We start from the raw sequence: 19,469 nt of genomic DNA on the forward strand, positions 1-19,469 counted from the left end.
TTAGAAATCCGGTTTAATTCTGACGCGGCGCGTCGGCGTCGTTCCGCGCCGCCGCGACCAGATATTCGATATTTCCCTTCGCGCCGGCGATCGGGCTTTCCGTTACGCCCAGAACCGACCATCCGGGCTGGCTGTCCAGCCACTGTGTCACGAAATCACAGGCTTCTCGGCGCCGCTCGGGATCGCGGACGATACCGCCCTTGCCGATGGCGGCACGGTCCAGCTGAAACTGCGGCTTGATCAGGGCAACCAGGCGCGCGTCGGGCGCGGCGAGTGACATCGGGGCGGGCAGGACCTTTTCCAGACCGATAAAACTTGCGTCGCAAACGATGAGATCGACGGGGTCGGGAACGTCCCGTTGCGTCAGATGGCGGGCGTTGACGCCCTCCATGACGGTGACCCGCCTGTCTTCCCGCAGTTTCCACGCCAGTTGGCCACGACCGACATCGACCGCTATTACGCCTGCCGCATTCCGCGAAAGCAGGACATCGGTAAATCCGCCGGTGGATGCGCCTACGTCCAGGCAAAGCAGGCCCTTGGGGTCAATGGCGAAATGGTCCAGCGCGCGGACCAGTTTCAATCCGCCTCTTGAAACCCAGGGGTGCTCCGGGCCGCGCAGGGTCAGCGGCGCATCGGCATTCAGCGTCTCACCAGCCTTGTCGATCCTGCGGTCGCCGGAATAGACGAGCCCGGCCATGATCGACGCCTGCGCCCGGGTCCGGCTTTCAACCAGTTCCCGTTCAAGGAGGAGAACGTCGACCCGAACCCGCTTTACAGCCGGCATTTTTTCAAATGATCGTTCAATATTCTGACTGACTTCCGGCTGTGTGGCTGGCCTGCATGGAACCCGCCCCAGGGCCGGGTTTCGACGCTACGGTAACAAATATCGCACAGGGTACTATACAATTTTGCAATTCCCGGTACAGTTATGCCCGAAACGGGTGGGGCAATGAATCACGGCGATCCTCGCAATAGGTGACGGGCTGGGTGGCGACGGGGGAATCGGTTTTCCAGATAGAAATTACGATAGCATCGTTGCGTGTATTCCCATGTCTGCTGGAATAATAGCGAAATATGGGCAAATCATTTGACTAGGGAGTTTCAACAACAGAAATGGAATAGTTCGTGGCTGTTCGGTGCCAATATTTAATTCATAACCTGGAATATGGGTTTCACAAGTACCGGCACGTAATAATAATTCAATTTTAATCGTGTTGTTATATATTCGGCTGATTATGGAAAAAATACTAGAAACAGTACTTGGCAGAGACGGTAGCGATGTACAAAAGAGGGTATTGTATGACCTCGTAGCTATTGAAACGAGAGAGGCGGATACCTTACTCGATTTTCTGCATTACTATTGGAGCGCCCTGAACGGCGGCGGTACGCAGGTACCCAGAATTTCTGATTTCCAGGTTGAGAACATCCTTCAACCGGCGGCCCGCGAATATACCGGGTGGATCGATACCGCACCCGACGATCCCCGCTACTTCGTTATCCATCATAGTCCGACAATGAAGGCGCCGGGATTCGGCGAGGAGTATGGCAATATTCGCCTGCTCGACCTGCCGAATAAAATGCATTCCAGTTCGCTTGTTCTGGAATTCTTGCGTTGCAAGCGCTGGAAAATCCCCCTTTACCATGAAATCGATCAGCGGATCGGCGGCGTCAGGCGGCATTACACAAGATTGTTGCTGCCGCTGGCCAATGACGAAGGCGAAGTGACGCGGATTTTTTTTGGCTTCCGGTTAATTTCCCGTATTTCGCTGTCGCCTGAAGGATGACGCCTTGCCGCGAGCGTTTCGGGCATCAACGTTTCTTCTTCGTTGCGTTGGACGCGTCATGTACCTAAAATTGTAAAATTATTTAATGAATCTCGAAAGGAGGCAGGTTTGTATGCGCCTCTGGAATCAATGTTTGAAACGTCGGGTTTCGACGAACAGGCCCGCTCCCGATTCTCGATGGATGTTTTTTTCGAGCGCGAAGGCTGTGGTTCGGCGTTGTGGCACCTGTACCGGCACTGGAAAGCCCTGCCTAAGAAACAGCACGGACTGCCGGCGGCCAGTATGTGCAACCCCAAGCCGGCACTGCCCCGCGACGTCGCGAAATGGATCGCCTGGATCGATACGACCAAAGACGATCCGACACAGTTTATTATCTGGGAGCATCCGGAAAGCCATATTCCCGGAATGGGCGTGGAATTATCCGGCAAACTGCTCAATGATATTCCCGTGGCGCAACTGCATATCAGCGCATGCGCCATTGAGTATCTTTACTGCAAACACGAGCGCATACCCATGTACCACGAAATAGATCAGATTCTATGCGGGTATCGGCGGCAGTATACCCGCCTTCTGGTCCCTTTGGCGGATGAGAACGGGAACGTTTCGAGGATTTTCTATGCTATTCGGATGCTCAGTGAACTGGGGCGTGTGAACAGGCTGGCAGGTGGCGTTATCTGATGTACGGCGTGTTGAAGCGACTCGTTGAAACGGAGGGGCGAGATCAGCAGGAGCGGCTGATGCTGTCCATCGACAAGATGCTGCCGCGCGAACAGAATAACGCGATTGGCCAGTTATTCGACTACTGGCGGTATAAATCATTGCCGAACGGCCTGCCTTGCGTGGACGATTTTGATTACAAATCGGCTTTGCCGGCCGACGTCTTGCGCAAGATTTGCTGGGCCGACGTAACAGCGGAGGATCCGTTCAATTTTGTCACGCGCGACCATGCAAAATTGACGGCATTTCAGGACGCATCGAATCACCGGCTCCGGGACCTGCCGAGCCGCATGCACTACAGGGCCTGCGCCAGCGAATACATGCTCAGCATCCGGATGCGGCAGCCGATATTTCACGATATCGATCAGACGGTCGGGAACATCAGCCGAAATTACATGCGGCTGATGCTCCCGGTTGCCGATGAGACCGGACGGGTGGTCAGGCTTGTTTATGCCGTCCGCATTGTCAGTGGCGCAACGTCATCCAACTCCTGAGCCATCTCGGTGTAAATCTGGTTCATCATTTCGCCGCGATGCATCCAGTAGATATCCATATCCTGTTCACCATTGCGTCCGGGATACATGCCGGTCAGCAGGTGGCGGCGGTTCAGTAGCCCCTGCCTGTGATGTCCATATTGCCGGTGGTTGGGCGTCGCCGTGATGAAACCGATATAATAATCGGTCAGGAAGTGCCGCAGGGCCAGGATTCGCGAAGTACGGCTCATGAAGCCTGCCAGTCCATTTTGCCGCCAGTCCGGATGGACCCAGCCGCCGCCACCGAAATTTATTCGGCCGCGCAGCACCGGTACCGATTCGACGAAGTGGACCGGATAGTGGCGGAGCGACGGGCATCGATTGCCGAAGAAACGATGCGTCGCGATATACTCCTCGACGAAGTTTTCCGTTTCCACGAAGCGGTTCGCCTGGCAGGCGATCGTTTCGCCCTGGTTGTCCACGAGGTGGAGCCAGAACGAATTGCCTGGCCGGATGTCGTTTAGCAGCGGATCCAGCGTCCTGGATGCGCCGACGGTACCGGGCGCGGTACTCATCAGCTTTCGCCATTTTTCCAGATCGTCGTCGATTTTTATCTGCAGATCGAGCGCCTCCGCGCGTGCTATCTGCATATCGATGAATGCCTGGATATCGATCATTTCCTTTTCGGTGAGCATCGTCATTTTGATTCTCCTGCCTGAGTGTTTTTTGGATAACAGGAAAATCGTCTGCCTTCTGAGGTTGCAGCGAAAGCTTTTTCGCCAATTTCTTGATTCAATCCCCGGCAACGAAGCGGGGATTCCGCAAATCAGGATCGATTCAGGCGCATAGACGATCATTTTCCGGTCGGACCGGGGATACAGAGGGAATTTAATGGCGGTGCTATATCTTCAAAAAGACAGACCAGTTTCACATGGTTGGTGGATCGGCCAAGGCGATTCCAACCAATCATGACCTGATCTAACGCTCCGTTATCGCCTTCCGGTCTTGTTCCTGGCGATTTGGCGGAGAAGTAATTCCCGCCGTCAGGGGTCAGGCGCGGGCGGGTTCTTCCACCCAGTCATGGCCAAGTGCGGTTAGCGCGGTAGCGACAATGTGCCGGGCATTCAATCCGGCATTGTCGTATTGATTGAACTGGCTGTCCTGATCGATAAACCGGTCCGGCAGACAGAGGGGGCGCACCTTCAGTCCGGAATCCAGTTTTCCGGTCAATGCCAGGAACTGCAGCACATGACTGCCAAACCCGCCAATGGCGCCTTCCTCGACTGTGATCAGGACCTCATGTTCGGAGGCCAGCCGCCGGATCATGTCCTCGTCCAACGGCTTCATGAAGCGGGCATCGGCAACAGTGGTCGACAGGCCGCGTGCAGCCAGGTCTTCCGCCGCCTTGAGCGACTCGGCCAGGCGTGTGCCCAGCGAAAGGATCGCAACCGTATTACCTTCGCGCAGAATCCGGCCCTTGCCGATTTCCAGAGGCACGCCGACACTCGGCATTTCCACACCGACACCATCGCCGCGGGGGTACCGGAACGCCGAGGGGCGATCGTCGATCCGCACGGCGGTGGCGACCATGTGGACCAGTTCGGCCTCATCCGCCGCCGCCATGATGACGAATTCCGGCAGACAGCCGAGATAGGTCATGTCATAGGCGCCGCAATGGGTAATGCCGTCGGCGCCGACAACGCCGGCCCGGTCGATTGCAAATCGCACGGGCAGCCGCTGGATTGCGACGTCATGCACGACCTGATCATAACCGCGCTGCAGAAAGGTAGAATAAATCGCGGCAAAGGGCTTCATGCCTTCGGTGGCGAGACCGGCTGCAAAGGTAACACCATGCTGTTCGGCAATGCCGACGTCGAAGGTCCGGTCCGGAAACCGTTCCGCAAACAGGTCGAGGCCGGTCCCGGAGGGCATCGCCGCCGTAATGGTGCAGATCCGGTCGTCCGTCTCGGCTTCCCGGATCAGGCTCTGCGCAAAGACCTTGGTGTAGGACGGGGCGTTCGAGATGCCCTTCTGCTGCGCGCCCGTGATGACATCGAACTTGCCGACGCCATGATACTTGTCGTCGGATTTTTCGGCGGGATCGTATCCCTTGCCTTTCTGGGTGACGCAGTGAACCAGGATCGGGCCGGATTCGGTATCGTCGCGCACGTTCTTCAGAATCGGAAGGAGGTGGTCCAGGTTATGGCCGTCAATCGGCCCGACATAATAAAAGCCGAGTTCCTCGAACAACGTGCCGCCCGTGACCATGCCGCGCGCGTACTCTTCGGCCTTCTTTGCTGCCTGTCCCACCGGTTTCGGAAATTTGTTGGCAATGATACCGCCCAGATGCCGGAGCGACCGGTAGGGTTTGGACGAGATAAGCCGTGACAGATGCGCGCTCAAGGCCCCGACCGGGGGCGCGATTGACATGTCGTTGTCGTTCAGAATGACGATCAACCGGGCGTCCATCGAACCGGCATTATTCATCGCCTCATAGGCCATGCCCGCACTCATCGCGCCATCGCCGATCACGCAGACCACGTTTCGCTTTACGCCCATCAGGTCGCTGGCGACTTTCATCCCGAGACCCGAGGATATCGACGTGGAACTGTGCGCCGCGCCGAAGGGGTCGTACTCGCTCTCCGAACGTTTGGTGAAACCGGACAAGCCGCCGCGCTGGCGCAGGGTCCGGATGCGGTCGCGCCGGCCGGTCAGTATCTTGTGGGGGTAACACTGGTGACCGACATCGAAAATCAGGCGATCATGAGGGGTATCGAAAACGTGGTGAATGGCGACCGTTAACTCCACAACACCAAGGCCGGCACCGAGATGGCCACCGGTCTGCGACACGGCATCGATGGTTTCGGCACGCAACTCGTCGGCAAGCTGCCGGAGCTTAGTCTCCCCCAGTTTGCGAATATCGCTTGGAAACGTTACCGTATCCAGCAATGGCGTACTGATTTTCACGCCGTTTCTCCTTGTCTAACTAGCTGCGCCTCTCCACGACGAAAGTCGCAGCATTTCTCAATAGGTCGGCGGCTTCCTCAAACATGGCCAGATGCTCCACCGCTTGCGCCGCCAGCAGTTTTGCCTGCGCACGCGCTCGCTCTATTCCAAGTATGGATACGAACGTGCCTTTACCAGCGCTGGCATCCTTGCCGACGGTTTTCCCTGTTTCCTCTATCGTTCCTTCGACGTCAAGCAGATCGTCTGAAATCTGAAAGGCCAGTCCCAGATCATGGGCATATCCCCGCAACGCATCCCGCGCATCCACCGATGCCCGACCCAGAATAGCACCCGCCTCACATGAAAATGCGATAATCGCCCCTGTTTTCAACCGTTGCAGGCGGGTAATCGCGCCGATATCCAGTTCCACGCTTTCCGCGGCCAGGTCCAGCATCTGTCCGCCGACCATGCCACGCGCCCCGGCGGCCCTGGCCAGCGCCGAAATCAGTTCGGTGCGGACTTCGGCATTTTCATGGGTGCGGTGATCTGCCAGAACCTCGAAGGCCAGTGTCAGCAGGGCGTCGCCGGCGAGGATCGCAGTGGCTTCGTCGAACTGCTTGTGAACCGTCGGTTTGCCGCGGCGAAGGTCGTCATCGTCCATTGCCGGCAGGTCGTCATGCACCAGCGAATAACAGTGAACCAGTTCGATCGCCGCCGCCACGCGAAGCGCCGCGGCCTTCTGTACGGAGAACAGTTTCGCACTCTGGATGACCAGAAAGGGCCGGAATCGCTTGCCGCCGCCAAATGTCGCGTAACGCATTGACTCGAAAAGACGGGATTCGGGCCCGTCAGGGTTACTCAACATGCGATCCAGCACACTTTCCACATCGCTTGCGGCTTCGCGAAGGGACTTTTCCAGTGCGAATGTCGATGGGGCTACGCTACTCAATGTTTGCTTGCTCTGTTCTGGCGCCTTCATTGCTGAATGAAATGCGTTCAATACGGCTCTTTGCTTCGGCCAATTTGGCTTCGCAATGCTTTTTCAGGGCGGCGCCGCGTTCGTAGGATGAAATCGCTTCGTCCAGTTTTGCATCGCCTGATTCCAGGGACCGAACGATTTGTTCGAGTTCCTTAAGGGCATCTTCGAACCCCATTTTGGCAATGCCGTCCTGAATATCCTCGCCACCCGCCATAACGTGCCTTTCAACTGCGACAGTATTCGTCCACGCCGAAGTCTAGTCATGGGGCGAAGAACTGTCCAAGGCTATGTTCCGCCGCGGCGAGGAGGTGAAAGCGGAAACGGACCGTGCTGTTGATCCGCAGGTCAACTGGCGTTGTGAGGAACCAGTGTAAACGAAATTAATCATTCATATATAAGTTGCCGTTTATCTATAGCTGCCGTTCGTGTTGCGGCAATTGCCTGAAGACTGTCGGACTGGCGAACGATATGGTCATGCGGCCGGAAAACAGAACAATGAAAGCTGACGCCATGAAAACGTGTCTGGTAGTCGACGATTCTGAACCTGTTCGGATTGTTGCCCGTGAAATGCTCGAAAACCTTGACCTGAACGTCCTGGAGGCGGCTGACGGCTTAAGTGCGCTCGCAATCTGCGGCGAGGCTATGCCCGATGCCATACTGCTCGACCGCAACATGCCGGTCATGAACGGCATAGAATTCCTGCACGCGCTGCGTACGCGGGACGGCGGGGACCGGCCTGTTGTCATAATCTGCACTGGCGAAATTAACGTAAACCTCATTCAGGAGGCGATATCCGCCGGCGCGGACGAATATGTGTTGAAGCCATTCGACAGCGTCATGGTGAAGCAGAAACTGAACCGCACCGGCATTATCGGGTAAGGCGCCGTCCCTTGTAGCACATCAGGATTTGAAGGAACCGCAACACGTTCCATTCAAACCTGTGAAGGTGTCATATCTTCAATAAGACAGGTCGCATTCACGTATTGGTTGGATCGCCAGAGGCGATTCTAAACAAATACGATCTGACCCTGGGAGCAATAGCGCCCGATTCCGGCCCTCTGCTCATGCCTGCATCAGAGTCTTTACGTGAATGGCGGCACAGCGCGACAGGGCGGCCAGGTCATAGCCGCCTTCCAGGGCGGACACGAGGCGGCCCTCGCAGCATTCATCCGCGACGCGCGCCAGTTCGTCGGTCACCCAGCGGTAATCGTCGTCGGTGAAGCGCAGTCCGGCCAGGGGATCGTCCGCGTGGGCATCGAAACCGGCCGAAACCAGCAGGATTTCCGGCGCGAAGCGGCGCAACGCGGGGAGCACGCGCAGGGTCATGGCTTCCCGGAACATATCCGAACCCGCGCCGGGCGGCAGCGGCACGTTGACAATATTGTTGCTGCAGCCGGTTTCACGGGGCGATCCCGTTCCCGGATAGAGCGGCGACTGGTGGGTGGATGCGTAAAACAGGTTCGGCTCGTCGTAAAAGATTGCCTGCGTGCCGTTGCCGTGATGAACATCGAAATCGATGGCGGCAATACGCTCCATCCCGTGCTGGCTGCGCGCCTGCGCCGCGCCGACCGCGATACTGTTGAATACGCAAAACCCCATCGGAATGGCCGGTTCCGCGTGATGGCCGGGTGGCCGAATCGCGCAAAAAGCATTTTTTACAGTACCGGCGATCACGGCATCGACGGCGGCGCAGACCGCGCCGGCGGCGCGAAGAGCCGCCTCGCCGGATGCCGGCGAAACGACGGTGTCGGCATCGATCCGCGCATAGCCCTGTTTCGGTATTTCGTCGAGTATCCGCGTTACGTGATCGATCGGATGGACCCTCGCGATCTGCTCGATGGTTGCCAGCGGCGCCTCGATTCGGTCCAGTGACGCAAATACCTTTTCGTCAAGGGCGGCCAGGACGACCTTCAACCGGTCCGACGATTCGGGGTGCCCCATGCCGGGATCGTGCCGAATACAGGTTTCATGCGTATACAGGGCCGTTGTCATGCAAACATCCTTGTGATCGATACGTTTTCTGCTGCAGTGCGGTGTGTTAATATGGCATGAGTGCAATATTCCGTGCATTGGCGTAAACGTCAAAGTTATTGCTGGAATATCGCGTCGAACTCTGGGACTATCCGACTGTCAAGATATAGCTATTTTTACACGTAATAATGAATGCATTTGCGATACGGTGCGGGGCCGTAAGGGCGGTTCCGGTGGTGAGGTCAGGTATGAGCAGATTTTGGTTGGGGTTGACGGGGACGGCAGCCGTGTTGCGTTTCGCCGCCATGGCGACCGTGGCGGTGCTGATCCCGGCGGCCGCGGCGGCGCAAGGCATGGCGGCATCGGTCAATGTCGATTTCGTCATCGAGGAACCCCTGTCGCAGACTTCGCCCGTGATCGGGCGATTCGTTTCCAAGCAATCGGGTATTGTGGCGGCTCTGATGCGCGGGCCCGTCGGGGACGTGGCGGTGGCCGTCGGTGATCGGGTCAGGAAAGGCGACGTTCTGGCCAGCCTGGTAACCGAGCGGATCCGCTGGAGCCGGGAACTGGCGGCTGCGGAACTCAAGGCCAGACAGGCAAGGCTGAGGACGGCGAAGGCGCAGCTTGCCCTGACGCAACAGGAACTGGCCCGGCTGGCGAACCTGAGGAATTCAGCCGCCTTTTCACAGGCCCGGCATGAAGACAAACGTAACGAGGTGGCGAAGTTCCTCAGCGAGGTCGGCGAGCGCGAGGCGGAAATCAGCAGTGCGGCCGCGGAATTGCGGCTGGCGGAGATCGATTTGTACAACGCGCAAATTCGCGCGCCTTACAATGCGATTGTGTCGGAAAAGCACGTCTCGCCGGGGGTCTATCTGAATGTTGGCGATCCCGTCGTGACACTGGTCAATGGGGAAGCGCTGGAGATCGAGGCGAATGTTCCGGCGGAACGTATCAGCGGCCTCGTCCCCGGCCGCAGCGTGGATATCCGGCTCGACAACGGCATGATCCAGAAGGCGACGGTCAGGGCGCTGGTGCCGACTGAGCATACGCAGACGCGAACCCGGCCCGTTCGTTTCAGTCAGGCCTTCGACGCTGCATTCGCGACGGAACGCGCGCTGGCGATGAACCAGAGTGTGACGGTACTGGTGCCCCTTGGAAAGCCGCGCAATGTCGTATCCGTGCACAAGGACGGTGTCATTCCGCGGGGCGGACAGAACATCGTGTTCGTTGTCGAGGGCGGCAAGGCATTACAGCGTGAGGTGCAACTCGGCAGTGCGGTTGGCAATCGCTTCGAGGTGCTGGAAGGATTGCGGGTCGGCGACGCAATCGTCGTTCGCGGGAATGAGCGGCTTCACCCCGGACAGGACGTGACATACGAGGGCATGCCGAAGGACGAGACGGCTGTGGCTTCGCCAAAGCCGTAAGCGGTACATTGACATGAACCTGATCCGGCTATCTATAAAGCGGCCTATCGCCGTCATGGCGGCGGTAATCCTCGCGGTCCTCTTCGGCCTTGTCGCGCTGAATACGATTCCGATCCAGTTGGCGCCCGACCTCCATCGTCCGATTATCACGATTTCGACCAACTGGTACGGTGCCGCCCCGTCGGAAATCGAACGCGAAATCCTCAATCGCCAGGAAGAGGCCCTGAAGGGGCTGGAAGGCCTGAAGCGGATGGTCGGCAATGCCCAGGACGGCAGTAGCCAGATCGAACTGGAGTTCAGTGTTTCGCAGAACATGGACAAGGCGCTGCTGCTCGTCGCCAACCGGCTGGACCGGGTCAACGGCTACCCTGAGGAAGCCGACGAACCAAGTTTGCAGACTTCCGGCGCGGATGACAATTCCATTGCCTGGTTCCGGCTGTCCCGGGTGCCGGGCAATGACCGGCCAATTCACACCTTCGGCGATTTTGCGGAGGATATCGTCAAGGAACGTCTGGAACGCGTGTCCGGCGTCGGGCGCGTCGACGTCTATGGCGGCGCTGAACGGGAAATGCAGATCATCGTCGATCCCGCGAAGATGGCGCGCTATGGATTGACGGTGACCGATATTGTCGACCGCCTGCGCGGTGCCAACGCCTCCATCACGGGTGGCGATGTCGAGGAAGGCAAGCGCCGCTACATCGTGCGGACGGATAACGAATTCAAGTCGCCTGAACAGGTCGCCGCCGTGATGCTGCGATCCGACAGTACGACGGCGGCCAGCCAGGTCGGCCGGGTCACCGTTGGCGACATTGCGACAGTCGGCTTCGACTATAAAAAGCCCGTCGCGCGGATCAGGACGCTGGGCGATGAGTCGATTGCGATGAGCGTCAAGCGAGAGACCGGGGCCAATGTCATCGACACAATGAAGGGCGTTCGCGCGGCGGTCGAGGAACTGAAGCGGAGCGCCTTGTCGGATCAGGGCCTGGAAATTGAGCAGATTTACGACGAAACGATTTATATCGAATCGGCAATCGATCTGGTGATCCAGAACATCTATGTCGGCGGCGCCTTTGCCGTCTGCATTCTGCTGCTTTTCCTGCGGTCCGGCCGGGCGACGCTGGTAATCGGGCTGGCAATCCCGGTTTCGGTCATCGCCTCCTTTGTCGCCATGGCTGTGCTCGGGCGGTCGCTGAATGTCATCTCGCTGGCGGGTATTGCCTTCGCCGTCGGCATGGTTGTCGATGCGGCCATCGTGGTGCTTGAGAATATCTACCGGTTGCGTGAACGCGGTATGGCCCCTGCCGAAGCGGCCTATCGGGGCGCACAGCAGGTCTGGGGCGCAATTCTGGTTTCCGCGCTGACGACCGTAATGGCGTTCATCCCCATCCTGATCATGCAGCTTGAGGTGGGGCAGCTTTTCCGGGATATCGGCGTTGCGATTTCCGTTGCGGTGCTGTTGTCACTGGTCGTTTCGATAACGGTCATTCCGGCTCTTTCCCAACGCCTGCTGGGACACAGTGTGAAATCGCCGGGCGAGGGGATCCGGCTTCCGATCGTCGATACTTGTGCGCGGGGTTTCGTGAAAGCGGCAACCGCGCTTGCCTCGGCGGTCGTGCGCAGCAGGATGCTGGCCATCGGCGTCGTGTCCGTCGTTACCCTGGTAATGATCTATTCCACCTGGCAGTTTCTGCCGAAACTGGAATATCTGCCCAAGGGCAATCAGAACCTGATCATCGGATTCATCCTGCCGCCGCCGGGATATAATCTGAAGACGACCACCGATATCGCGCGGGATCTTGAAGATGCGGTGCGGCCGAACTGGGTCAAGGAAACCGGACCGGAAGATGCGTCGGACGGTACGCCAAAAATGTCGCATTTCTTTTTTGTCACCTTCCGCGACCTGACCATCGTCGGCGCCATCGCGGCCGATGGCATGCGGGTCGGCGAACTGATCCCGGTCCTGAGCCAGCCTGTTTTCCGGGAGCCAGGCACCTTCGGTGTGATGGCCCAGCGATCCATCTTCGGACGTGGCGTACGGGGCACCCGGTCTATCGACCTGGATATATCCGGGCCGGACCTGGAGACGGTCATCGGGGTCGCGCAGCAGGCAGCAGGCCTGGTGGAGGGCGTATTGCCGCGAAGCGCGGGAAATCAGATGCGGCCGCAGCCGGGGCTTGAACTCGGGGCGCCTGAATTACGTATCAGGCCCGATCCCGTACGTCTGGCGGATAACGGTGTCACGGCGCGCGATCTCGGCGATACGGTCGATGCATTCAATGACGGGCTTCGGGTCGTCGAAATCACGGTTGGCGCGAAGCGGCTCGACCTCATGCTGACGGGGTCGCATTCCGCGGTCGCCGAAACGCAGGGAATCGGGAACATGCCGATCGTCACGCGATCCGGCACCATACTCCCGCTACGGTCGCTGGCCGATATCGAAGTGACGGCCGGTCCGACCTCTATCCGACATGTGGAGCGCGCGCGGACGGTTACCCTCGAGATTCAGCCGGCGGACACTCTGGCGCTCGGCGAGGCGGTGGAGCTTCTTCAGCGTGGCGTGGTCGACAGGATGGCGACGGACGGGCTGCCGCCTGGCGTTCATATGCGGTTCTCGGGCGCGGCCGACAAACTGGCGGAAACCTGGGGCGAGATGCAGATCGACCTGCTGATGGCGCTGATCATCGTGTATCTGGTAATGGCGGTGCTGTTCGAAAGCTTTGCCTATCCGCTGATCATTCTATTGTCCGTTCCCCTGGCGACGGCCGGTGGCGTGGCGGGGCTGGTCGCCCTGAACGTGGCGTACTTCCAGCCGCTCGACATGTTGACCCTCCTTGGCTTCGTGATCCTGATCGGCATTGTCGTGAATAACGCCATCCTGCTTGTCCACCAGACCCTCTACCATATCCGCGACGAGGGTATGGCGCTCGAAATCGCAATAGTCGAAGCGACACGGAACCGGATCCGGCCGATTTTCATGTCCACGCTGACGAGCGTCATGGGCATGCTGCCGCTGGTGATCATGCCCGGCGAGGGGTCTGAAATCTATCGCGGGCTGGGTTCCGTGGTTATTGGCGGGCTGGCCCTTTCCGCCGTGCTGACGCTGGTAATTGTGCCACCCCTCCTGGGCCTGTTCGTCGGTATCCTTGAGCGCGACCGCTCGGGCGGCGCCATCGCGAAGGATGCCGCCGTAAACCCCGCGGAATAACCGGCGATCAATTGCCTCACCCCTGGGGGCAAGCCGGCCGGTTTGCTGTTCAGTTTCCCGGGCCATCGACCGTTGCCGCGTCCGCGGGCGGCGTCAGCGCCGATGCGGGCAGCCGCAGGAAAGAAACCGGCGTATCGAATCCCTTGAACCGGCTCTCCACCGCTTCGAGCGGGTAGGCGGCCAGCATTTCGGCGACGGCCGGATCCTTCACTACATCTTCCGAGAGAACGATGTCGCCGCCGTTGCTTTCACCCTGCAGGCGCGCGGCCATGTTGATTGTCGATCCGAAATAATCGAAACGCTCGCTCAGCGTTACCGCGATGCAGGGGCCGCAATGGACGCCGAGCTTGATCACGATATTCTCGCCGGAGGATTCCCTGTTGAACTCCCGAACGCCCTGCTGGACCCGTATGGCGGCGCGGACGGCGTCGGCGGGGTCGTGAAAGGCGGCCATGACGGCATCGCCGATTGTCTTGACGACGCTGCCGTTACATACGCGGACGACCCGCGCCAGAAAGGCGAAATGCTCCCGCACCAGACCATAGGCCCTGGCGTCGCCGACACGTTCATAAAGCGCCGTGGATCCGCGCAGGTCGGTAAACAGTAGCGCGACCCGCGAAATACCGACCTGGTCGCCGGGACGCAGAATCTGGTGCGAAAACAGGTCGCGAAACGTTTGCAGGATTGTCACCCGTTCGGCGATGAGCGCGTCCGCCACCCAGTCACGGGATTCGACAATCAGGGTGCGCCGGAATGCGGTCCTGTTTTCCGCCTGGACCGTATCGTTGGCCGACGTGCCGTCAGACGTAACGGCGTCCGTGTCGATGATCGTGGCGGGAAACCCGCCGCCCGCATACGTGAATTCCGCCTCCCCACCGGCTTCCAGCGTTCGGACACGGTATTCGCCGGGTGCGAGGCAGGCCGAAATATCGCGTTTTTTGCCGGGATTCAGCGAGATCTGCACTTTGACATGTGGTGTGGACATGGGCCCGAACAGGCAGAACTCGCCCTTCTGGATTTCCCGGATAGCCGGATCCGGATGAAAGGTCATTTCCACGTTGCGCGAAAAATCCGCGTCGTAATCGATGTTGCACGAAGGACAATGCGCGCCGTGCGGCAACTGGTCGAGCGACGTGACCGTGGCTTTCGCGCCGCGGCAGCGCGGGCAAAGCAGGTCCCAGCGCAGTTCCAGAAGGCCGTCCTTGACGGCTTGCAGGCACATTTCGATGGTGTCCTGCTCCGCCGCGCCCCATTTCCGGGCCAGTTCGATCGGGCGGATGCGGGCCAGGTCGACTTCCGGCGCGGACAGTATCCAGTCGGCCAGTCGTTGCGATAACCCATGATCATTCGGCGATTCAACGATGCGCGCTAATACCCTGTCGAGGCGGCTGCGGCCGCTGGGCGCCAGCGTGGTTTCGGGGGTGTCGAACGGCGCCTCGCGCTGCCCGGCGGCCCAATCGTTGGCGCTGGCGGCCAGCAGGGCAAACGATTTTTCGACGGCGCCAAAAAAGGCCGTCTTCAGGAGCAGGGCACCAAACAGGTTGGCGGGTTCCACCTCCAGCGTGTAATGGCCCGTCGCGCCATTCGCGCCGTTCGGTTCCAGCCGCAGGGTTGCCGATAACAGCCGGAACGGTCCGGCGGAAAAGACCCGGTCGTGGCGAAACCACTGTTCATTGACCCATTCCACCGGGATCTCCTCCCAAGCCAGTGCGAAAGGGCCCTTGCGCGCCCTGGCAAAGAACCGGACCGACCCGTCCGGTTGCGCGATTTCCTCAATTACATGCTTCGGCAGACCGGCGGCTTCGTTGAAACGCGCAGTGTCCGCCATGGCGGACCAGATCGCCTTCGGGGACTGCGTAAACCGCCAGACGAAAGTTCTGGAATATCTGCGGGGCATGCTTGCGGACGCGACTATGGTCGGCGGCCGAACGTAAAATCCGCCTGGACAGTCCAGAACGCGATCCCGACACCCGGCTTTGCCGGCTGCGGCGGATCATCATGACGAAGCAGCGCGCGATCCGGGCATTGCTTCACGCAAATGACCGCATCGGATCCAGGGTTGGGGTGGTCATCCATGCGGAGTCTCCTCTCTGCGTCTGCCGCGCCGGGTGCTACCTACGCGTCCTGAAAATAGGCAATAGGCCGTTTATCCGGTCCTTCGCCGAATTGCGGTAAATCGTCTTCTATCGTGAACCAGGGGGCAACGTAATTCATATAGATCCGGTTGAATGGCCGGATCACCGGATCGTCATCCAGGGAGGCCAGGGGGACAGTGACGAAGGGACGGTCGCCGCCGGGCCTGACCATGCCCGAACCGCAGATCCGGCAGAAACTGTGCGTAAAGGTGATTGCATCCGGCACGCGGTAATGCACGACCAGTTCTTCGCCCCGCACATAGTGGAAAGCGTCCCGGGCGACGGACCCGTTGGTGGTATGCGCGGCGGCGCGAGCTTTCTGGCAGCGGTGGCAATGGCAGTGGTACGAAACCCGGAAGGGTGCGGTGATCTCATAGGCGACGGCGCTGCAAAGGCAACTGCCCCGCAGGGCGTCGAAAGAATCCGGCCTGTGCGCATGCTGTTGCGGAACCGGCAGCGTCGTATTTCCCGCCTCATAGGCTTCTGCGCGCGGCAGGCTGTCCGCAATCGTGTCCCATGCAGCTTTCGATCCCGTGAAGATATGCATCGTGGGCCGGATGCCCGGATCGTCGTCCAGGCATCCGGCCGGCATATCGACATTGCCGTCATTTTCCATCGATGGCGCGACCGATCCGCAGATCGAACAGAACGCGCGGTGATATTGAGCCGAAGACTGATAGCCGGTGATATCCGTCGCGCCGGCAACCAGCCTGTACCGTTCCCGCGCTACCGAGATATAGGTCGCGAATGGCGCCCCATGCGCCTTGCGGCACATCGAACAATGGCAATGGCGCATGCGGGTGAAAGGCGCCTCCGCCTCCCAGCGCACCGTACCGCAGAGGCAGCTTCCCCTTGTCATTTCCTGCTCCGAAACCAGTTCTGTATGTTGTTTTGTATTCGCAGGTATGGTGCGCGCGCTGTCAATGTCGCGTGTTTAAAAATGTCGTTTCGCTGAGGGTGGTAGGGGAATGCTGCTGGATGTGTCACTGGCTCTCGAATGGGAAAGCGGGACGCCACGGGGGACGGTCCGCCATCGCGACTGCCTGTTCGCCGGTGGAGTCGATCCGGTCCGCGATGCGCTGCCAGGTGCTCTGGCGGCGCAATTGGCGGATTTGGCGATAGGGGAATCTGTCGTACAGCCGGTATCGGCAGCGGCGCTGACCGGCTGCGCGGTGGGGGCGGTGTTCGATCTGCCGGCGGAGGCCCTGCGCAATCCGCATGCCCTGGGATCGGCGGGTAAGCCGTTTGCCGGACGGTTCTACCCCAGCACTGTTTTCGCCCTGCCGGAAGAACGTCAAGCGCGCCAAACGATTCCGGTCCGCTACCTGGGGACGGAAGGCGGCATGATGAGGCTCGATTCCCGTCATCCGCTGACGGGTCACGACCTGCAATTGACGGCGACCGTCATTTGCCGGACCGACGGCTCATCGGTGGACCGGCCGCCCACCGACTGGGGCCGCTGGCTTGCGACGGGGCCGGGGATGCAGGCCTGCTGGCGCGGCAGGGCGACGGCGTTCATCCATGACGGCGCCTATGCACGGTCCGACGACGCGGCGGATCGTAAATTCTACGACATGCCCCGTATCACCGCTCATATCGACAGCCGGGCGCAGCAGACCGTCGGCGATTATTACGCCGGGTATATCCCGTCGGAAGGCGATGTCCTCGACCTGATGAGCAGCGCCCATTCCAACCTGCACCCGGAACAGCGCTTTGGCTCACTAACCGGTCTCGGCATGAACGCGGCCGAACTGGCGGCCAATGCGCGGTTGACGGATTCCGTCGTTGCCGACCTCAATACGGAACCGACTCTGCCGTTTGCCGATGCACGCTTCGATGCGGCCATCTGTACGGTATCCATAGACTACCTGACCGATCCGGTCCGGGTCATCGGGGAGGTGGGGCGCGTGCTTCGTCCCGGCGCGCCCTTCGCCATCACCTTTTCGAACCGCTGGTTTCCGCCAAAGGTAACGCGGCTGTGGACAGAACTGAGTCCCTTCGAACAGATCGGGCTGGTGGTCAGCTATTTCGAGGCAACGGGCCGGTTCGACAAACTGGAAACGGCCTCCTTCCGGGGCCTTCCACGGCCGTTGGACGATCCCTACGCCGGACAGACGAATGAATCCGATCCGGTTTTCGCGGTGACAGGATTTGCCCGCCGCTGATTTCCCGTGCAGCCGTACGAGTCGCCCGGTACCGTATCGGAATAAAAGATTACGGGAGTAATTACATGATTGACGATTCCATTTTATCGGATGGCTATATCGCGGTCGTGAAGCGGGACTGTCCGACTTGCGAACTGGTGGTGCCGGTGCTGGCGCGGCTTGCCGGTGACGGCGGACTGAAAATCTACACGCAGGACGACCCGACCTTCCCCGAAGGAATCGACGGGGTGGCGGACGATCGGTCACTGGATGTATCGCACCGGCTGGGTATCGAGATCGTGCCGACGCTGATCCGTATGCGCGATGGTGCGGAGGTGTCGCGCACCTATGGCTGGGACCAGGGCGAATGGGCGGCGCTGACCGGGCTGGCCGGCATCGGCGCGGACCTGCCGCCGCTGCGCCCTGGCTGCGGTGCGCTGAATGTCGATCCCGCCCAACTGACCGAATTGAAAATCCGCCACGGTGAAACCGGGATCACCGCGCGCGAGATCGCCATCGGTGAACAGGAAGACGATATCGAGGCGTGCTTCGACCGGGACTGGAGCGACGGGCTGCCCGTCGTGCCGCCGACTGCGGCGCGGGTGATGAACATGCTGACGGGCACGTCGCGCGACCCGGGTGAGGTGCTGGGCGATATGCCGCCGCTGCTGGCCCCCTGTACGGTGGAAAAAGTGGCGATCAACGCGGTCATGGCCGGCTGCAAGCCGGAATACCTGCCGGTCGTGCTGGCGGCGGTGGAGGCGGCGCTGGACCCGCTGTTCGGGCTGCACGGGGTGATTGCCACAACGCGCTATGTCGGACCGGTCGTGGTGGTCAACGGGCCCATCGCGAAACGCATCGGCATGAACGCAAAGGGCAATGCGCTGGGCCAGGGCAACCGCGCGAATTCGACCATCGGGCGCGCCCTGCAACTGGTGATCCGCAATGTCGGCGGCGGCAAGCCGGGCGGGGTGGACCGCGCGGCGCTGGGCAATCCGGGCAAGCACACCTATTGCTTTGCCGAGGACGAGGAAGGGTCCGCCTGGACGCCGTTGACGGTTGACCAGGGGCTGGAAGCGGGCACCAGTGCCGTGACCCTGTTCGCCGGTTACGGGCTGCAGGGCGTGGTGGATGAACGGGCGCGCACGCCCGAGGAGCTGGCTGCCAGCTTCGCCGCGAGCCTGCGCGTATCCGACAACGTGAACAAGTTTCCCGCGCCCGACTGCATGGTCGTGGTCTGCCCGGAACATGAAATTACTTTCATGAACGGCGGCTGGGACAAGGACCGGGTGCGCCGGGAACTGATGGACCGGCTGACCCTGCCCTATGATGACGTGAAGGTGGGTGCGGGCGGCGTCGCCACGGGTGCCGGGCCGGAATGGGAAGGCAAAATGGTGCCGAAATTCGGCGAAGGCTGCCTGATGATCGTCCGCGCCGGCGGCGGCGCGGGCAAGTTCTCGGGCATCATCGGCGGCTTCTCGCCGCGCAGCCCGGTCGCGAGCAATCCGGTGACGAAAGTGGTGCGGCATTGAGGTGCCGCGGCAGGAAAATTGCCGCAATTCCCGGTTCCATCCCTTCAGGCAAGCCGGTTGATGGACTTGCTGCAATCTTTGGTCTGGATAGCAGGCGATTGTTCCACTATCGTGCCTGATGCAGGGTTCGGAGCAGAGCGGTGTTGGCCCGCACCCCGT

General features: G+C 60.1%; 17 protein-coding genes. 8 read left to right on the top strand and 9 right to left on the bottom strand.

What is annotated here, in order from left to right:
- Nucleotides 1-13: 13 nt before the first annotated feature.
- The gene (locus tag WD767_02305) at nucleotides 14-784 is read right to left on the bottom strand and encodes a TlyA family RNA methyltransferase (protein MEX2614904.1); all 771 of its coding nucleotides are present in this window, start codon (nucleotides 782-784) and stop codon (nucleotides 14-16) included.
- Between the two features lie 451 nt (nucleotides 785-1,235).
- Here WD767_02305 and WD767_02310 point away from each other — a divergent pair, with 451 nt between their 5' ends.
- From WD767_02310 to WD767_02320, 3 genes are all read left to right on the top strand, one after another.
- Nucleotides 1,236-1,784 carry a hypothetical protein gene (locus tag WD767_02310; GenBank protein MEX2614905.1) on the top strand — a complete coding sequence of 183 codons (549 nt, stop codon included), beginning with the start codon at nucleotides 1,236-1,238 and terminating at the stop codon, nucleotides 1,782-1,784.
- Nucleotides 1,785-1,892: 108 nt separating this feature from the next.
- The gene (locus WD767_02315; GenBank protein MEX2614906.1) at nucleotides 1,893-2,462 is read left to right on the top strand and encodes a hypothetical protein; all 570 of its coding nucleotides are present in this window, start codon (nucleotides 1,893-1,895) and stop codon (nucleotides 2,460-2,462) included.
- The gene (locus tag WD767_02320; GenBank protein ID MEX2614907.1) at nucleotides 2,462-2,995 is read left to right on the top strand and encodes a hypothetical protein; all 534 of its coding nucleotides are present in this window, start codon (nucleotides 2,462-2,464) and stop codon (nucleotides 2,993-2,995) included. The genes WD767_02315 and WD767_02320 overlap by 1 nt, the downstream gene beginning before the upstream one ends.
- Here the strand turns inward: WD767_02320 and WD767_02325 are convergent.
- From WD767_02325 to WD767_02340, 4 genes are all read right to left on the bottom strand, one after another.
- Nucleotides 2,950-3,831, bottom strand: a complete 882-nt coding sequence (locus WD767_02325; protein ID MEX2614908.1) for a hypothetical protein — start codon at nucleotides 3,829-3,831, stop codon at nucleotides 2,950-2,952. The genes WD767_02320 and WD767_02325 overlap by 46 nt on opposite strands.
- A gap of 193 nt (nucleotides 3,832-4,024) precedes the next feature.
- Nucleotides 4,025-5,941 carry a 1-deoxy-D-xylulose-5-phosphate synthase gene (dxs, locus tag WD767_02330; GenBank protein ID MEX2614909.1) on the bottom strand — a complete coding sequence of 639 codons (1,917 nt, stop codon included), beginning with the start codon at nucleotides 5,939-5,941 and terminating at the stop codon, nucleotides 4,025-4,027.
- Between the two features lie 19 nt (nucleotides 5,942-5,960).
- The gene (locus tag WD767_02335) at nucleotides 5,961-6,869 is read right to left on the bottom strand and encodes a polyprenyl synthetase family protein (GenBank protein ID MEX2614910.1); all 909 of its coding nucleotides are present in this window, start codon (nucleotides 6,867-6,869) and stop codon (nucleotides 5,961-5,963) included.
- Nucleotides 6,862-7,113 carry an exodeoxyribonuclease VII small subunit gene (locus WD767_02340; GenBank protein MEX2614911.1) on the bottom strand — a complete coding sequence of 84 codons (252 nt, stop codon included), beginning with the start codon at nucleotides 7,111-7,113 and terminating at the stop codon, nucleotides 6,862-6,864. The genes WD767_02335 and WD767_02340 overlap by 8 nt, the downstream gene beginning before the upstream one ends.
- 296 nt (nucleotides 7,114-7,409) lie before the next feature.
- Between WD767_02340 and WD767_02345 the strand changes: the two genes are divergently transcribed.
- Nucleotides 7,410-7,778 carry a response regulator gene (locus tag WD767_02345; GenBank protein MEX2614912.1) on the top strand — a complete coding sequence of 123 codons (369 nt, stop codon included), beginning with the start codon at nucleotides 7,410-7,412 and terminating at the stop codon, nucleotides 7,776-7,778.
- Nucleotides 7,779-7,961: 183 nt separating this feature from the next.
- Here the strand turns inward: WD767_02345 and WD767_02350 are convergent, their stop codons facing one another.
- On the bottom strand, nucleotides 7,962-8,891 hold the full coding sequence (locus tag WD767_02350; GenBank protein ID MEX2614913.1) for a histone deacetylase family protein: 930 nt from the start codon (nucleotides 8,889-8,891) through the stop codon (nucleotides 7,962-7,964).
- Between the two features lie 227 nt (nucleotides 8,892-9,118).
- Here WD767_02350 and WD767_02355 point away from each other — a divergent pair, with 227 nt between their 5' ends.
- Together WD767_02355 and WD767_02360 are read left to right on the top strand one after the other, a co-directional pair.
- Entirely contained in the window at nucleotides 9,119-10,294 is a 1,176-nt protein-coding gene (locus tag WD767_02355; GenBank protein ID MEX2614914.1) for an efflux RND transporter periplasmic adaptor subunit, read from the top strand.
- 13 nt (nucleotides 10,295-10,307) lie between these two features.
- Complete coding sequence (locus WD767_02360) at nucleotides 10,308-13,499, top strand: efflux RND transporter permease subunit (GenBank protein MEX2614915.1); 3,192 nt, start codon at nucleotides 10,308-10,310, stop codon at nucleotides 13,497-13,499.
- Between the two features lie 49 nt (nucleotides 13,500-13,548).
- Here WD767_02360 and WD767_02365 read toward each other — a convergent pair whose 3' ends face one another.
- The 3 genes from WD767_02365 to WD767_02375 form a co-directional block, all read right to left on the bottom strand.
- A complete protein-coding gene (locus WD767_02365; GenBank protein MEX2614916.1) occupies nucleotides 13,549-15,327 on the bottom strand; it encodes an adenylate/guanylate cyclase domain-containing protein in 1,779 nt (592 codons plus the stop codon).
- 83 nt (nucleotides 15,328-15,410) lie between these two features.
- The gene (locus WD767_02370) at nucleotides 15,411-15,575 is read right to left on the bottom strand and encodes a hypothetical protein (GenBank protein MEX2614917.1); all 165 of its coding nucleotides are present in this window, start codon (nucleotides 15,573-15,575) and stop codon (nucleotides 15,411-15,413) included.
- Between the two features lie 39 nt (nucleotides 15,576-15,614).
- The gene (locus tag WD767_02375; protein ID MEX2614918.1) at nucleotides 15,615-16,493 is read right to left on the bottom strand and encodes a GFA family protein; all 879 of its coding nucleotides are present in this window, start codon (nucleotides 16,491-16,493) and stop codon (nucleotides 15,615-15,617) included.
- 109 nt (nucleotides 16,494-16,602) lie between these two features.
- On the opposite strand from WD767_02375, the gene WD767_02380 reads away from it, so the two are divergent.
- Together WD767_02380 and WD767_02385 are read left to right on the top strand one after the other, a co-directional pair.
- Nucleotides 16,603-17,799, top strand: coding sequence for a class I SAM-dependent methyltransferase (locus WD767_02380; protein MEX2614919.1), 1,197 nt, complete (start codon nucleotides 16,603-16,605; stop codon nucleotides 17,797-17,799).
- 65 nt (nucleotides 17,800-17,864) lie between these two features.
- Nucleotides 17,865-19,310, top strand: a complete 1,446-nt coding sequence (locus tag WD767_02385) for a thioredoxin family protein (protein ID MEX2614920.1) — start codon at nucleotides 17,865-17,867, stop codon at nucleotides 19,308-19,310.
- Nucleotides 19,311-19,469: the final 159 nt, after the last annotated feature.

It is taken from the genome of Alphaproteobacteria bacterium, assembly GCA_040905865.1.
GTDB lineage: Bacteria > Pseudomonadota > Alphaproteobacteria > UBA8366.

What these genes read in the sequence shown, in the direction of transcription:
- WD767_02370 (MEX2614917.1), bottom strand. Translation starts at nt 15,575, where the DNA reads ATGGATGACCACCCCAACCCTGGATCCGATGCGGTCATTTGCGTGAAG.
- WD767_02355 (MEX2614914.1), top strand. Translation starts at nt 9,119, where the DNA reads ATGAGCAGATTTTGGTTGGGGTTGACGGGGACGGCAGCCGTGTTGCGT.
- WD767_02340 (MEX2614911.1), bottom strand. Translation starts at nt 7,113, where the DNA reads ATGGCGGGTGGCGAGGATATTCAGGACGGCATTGCCAAAATGGGGTTC.
- WD767_02375 (MEX2614918.1), bottom strand. Translation starts at nt 16,493, where the DNA reads ATGACAAGGGGAAGCTGCCTCTGCGGTACGGTGCGCTGGGAGGCGGAG.
- WD767_02385 (MEX2614920.1), top strand. Translation starts at nt 17,865, where the DNA reads ATGATTGACGATTCCATTTTATCGGATGGCTATATCGCGGTCGTGAAG.
- WD767_02380 (MEX2614919.1), top strand. Translation starts at nt 16,603, where the DNA reads ATGCTGCTGGATGTGTCACTGGCTCTCGAATGGGAAAGCGGGACGCCA.
- WD767_02325 (MEX2614908.1), bottom strand. Translation starts at nt 3,831, where the DNA reads ATGATCGTCTATGCGCCTGAATCGATCCTGATTTGCGGAATCCCCGCT.
- WD767_02320 (MEX2614907.1), top strand. Translation starts at nt 2,462, where the DNA reads ATGTACGGCGTGTTGAAGCGACTCGTTGAAACGGAGGGGCGAGATCAG.
- WD767_02360 (MEX2614915.1), top strand. Translation starts at nt 10,308, where the DNA reads ATGAACCTGATCCGGCTATCTATAAAGCGGCCTATCGCCGTCATGGCG.
- WD767_02365 (MEX2614916.1), bottom strand. Translation starts at nt 15,327, where the DNA reads ATGGCGGACACTGCGCGTTTCAACGAAGCCGCCGGTCTGCCGAAGCAT.
- WD767_02345 (MEX2614912.1), top strand. Translation starts at nt 7,410, where the DNA reads ATGAAAACGTGTCTGGTAGTCGACGATTCTGAACCTGTTCGGATTGTT.
- WD767_02305 (MEX2614904.1), bottom strand. Translation starts at nt 784, where the DNA reads ATGCCGGCTGTAAAGCGGGTTCGGGTCGACGTTCTCCTCCTTGAACGG.
- WD767_02350 (MEX2614913.1), bottom strand. Translation starts at nt 8,891, where the DNA reads ATGACAACGGCCCTGTATACGCATGAAACCTGTATTCGGCACGATCCC.
- WD767_02310 (MEX2614905.1), top strand. Translation starts at nt 1,236, where the DNA reads ATGGAAAAAATACTAGAAACAGTACTTGGCAGAGACGGTAGCGATGTA.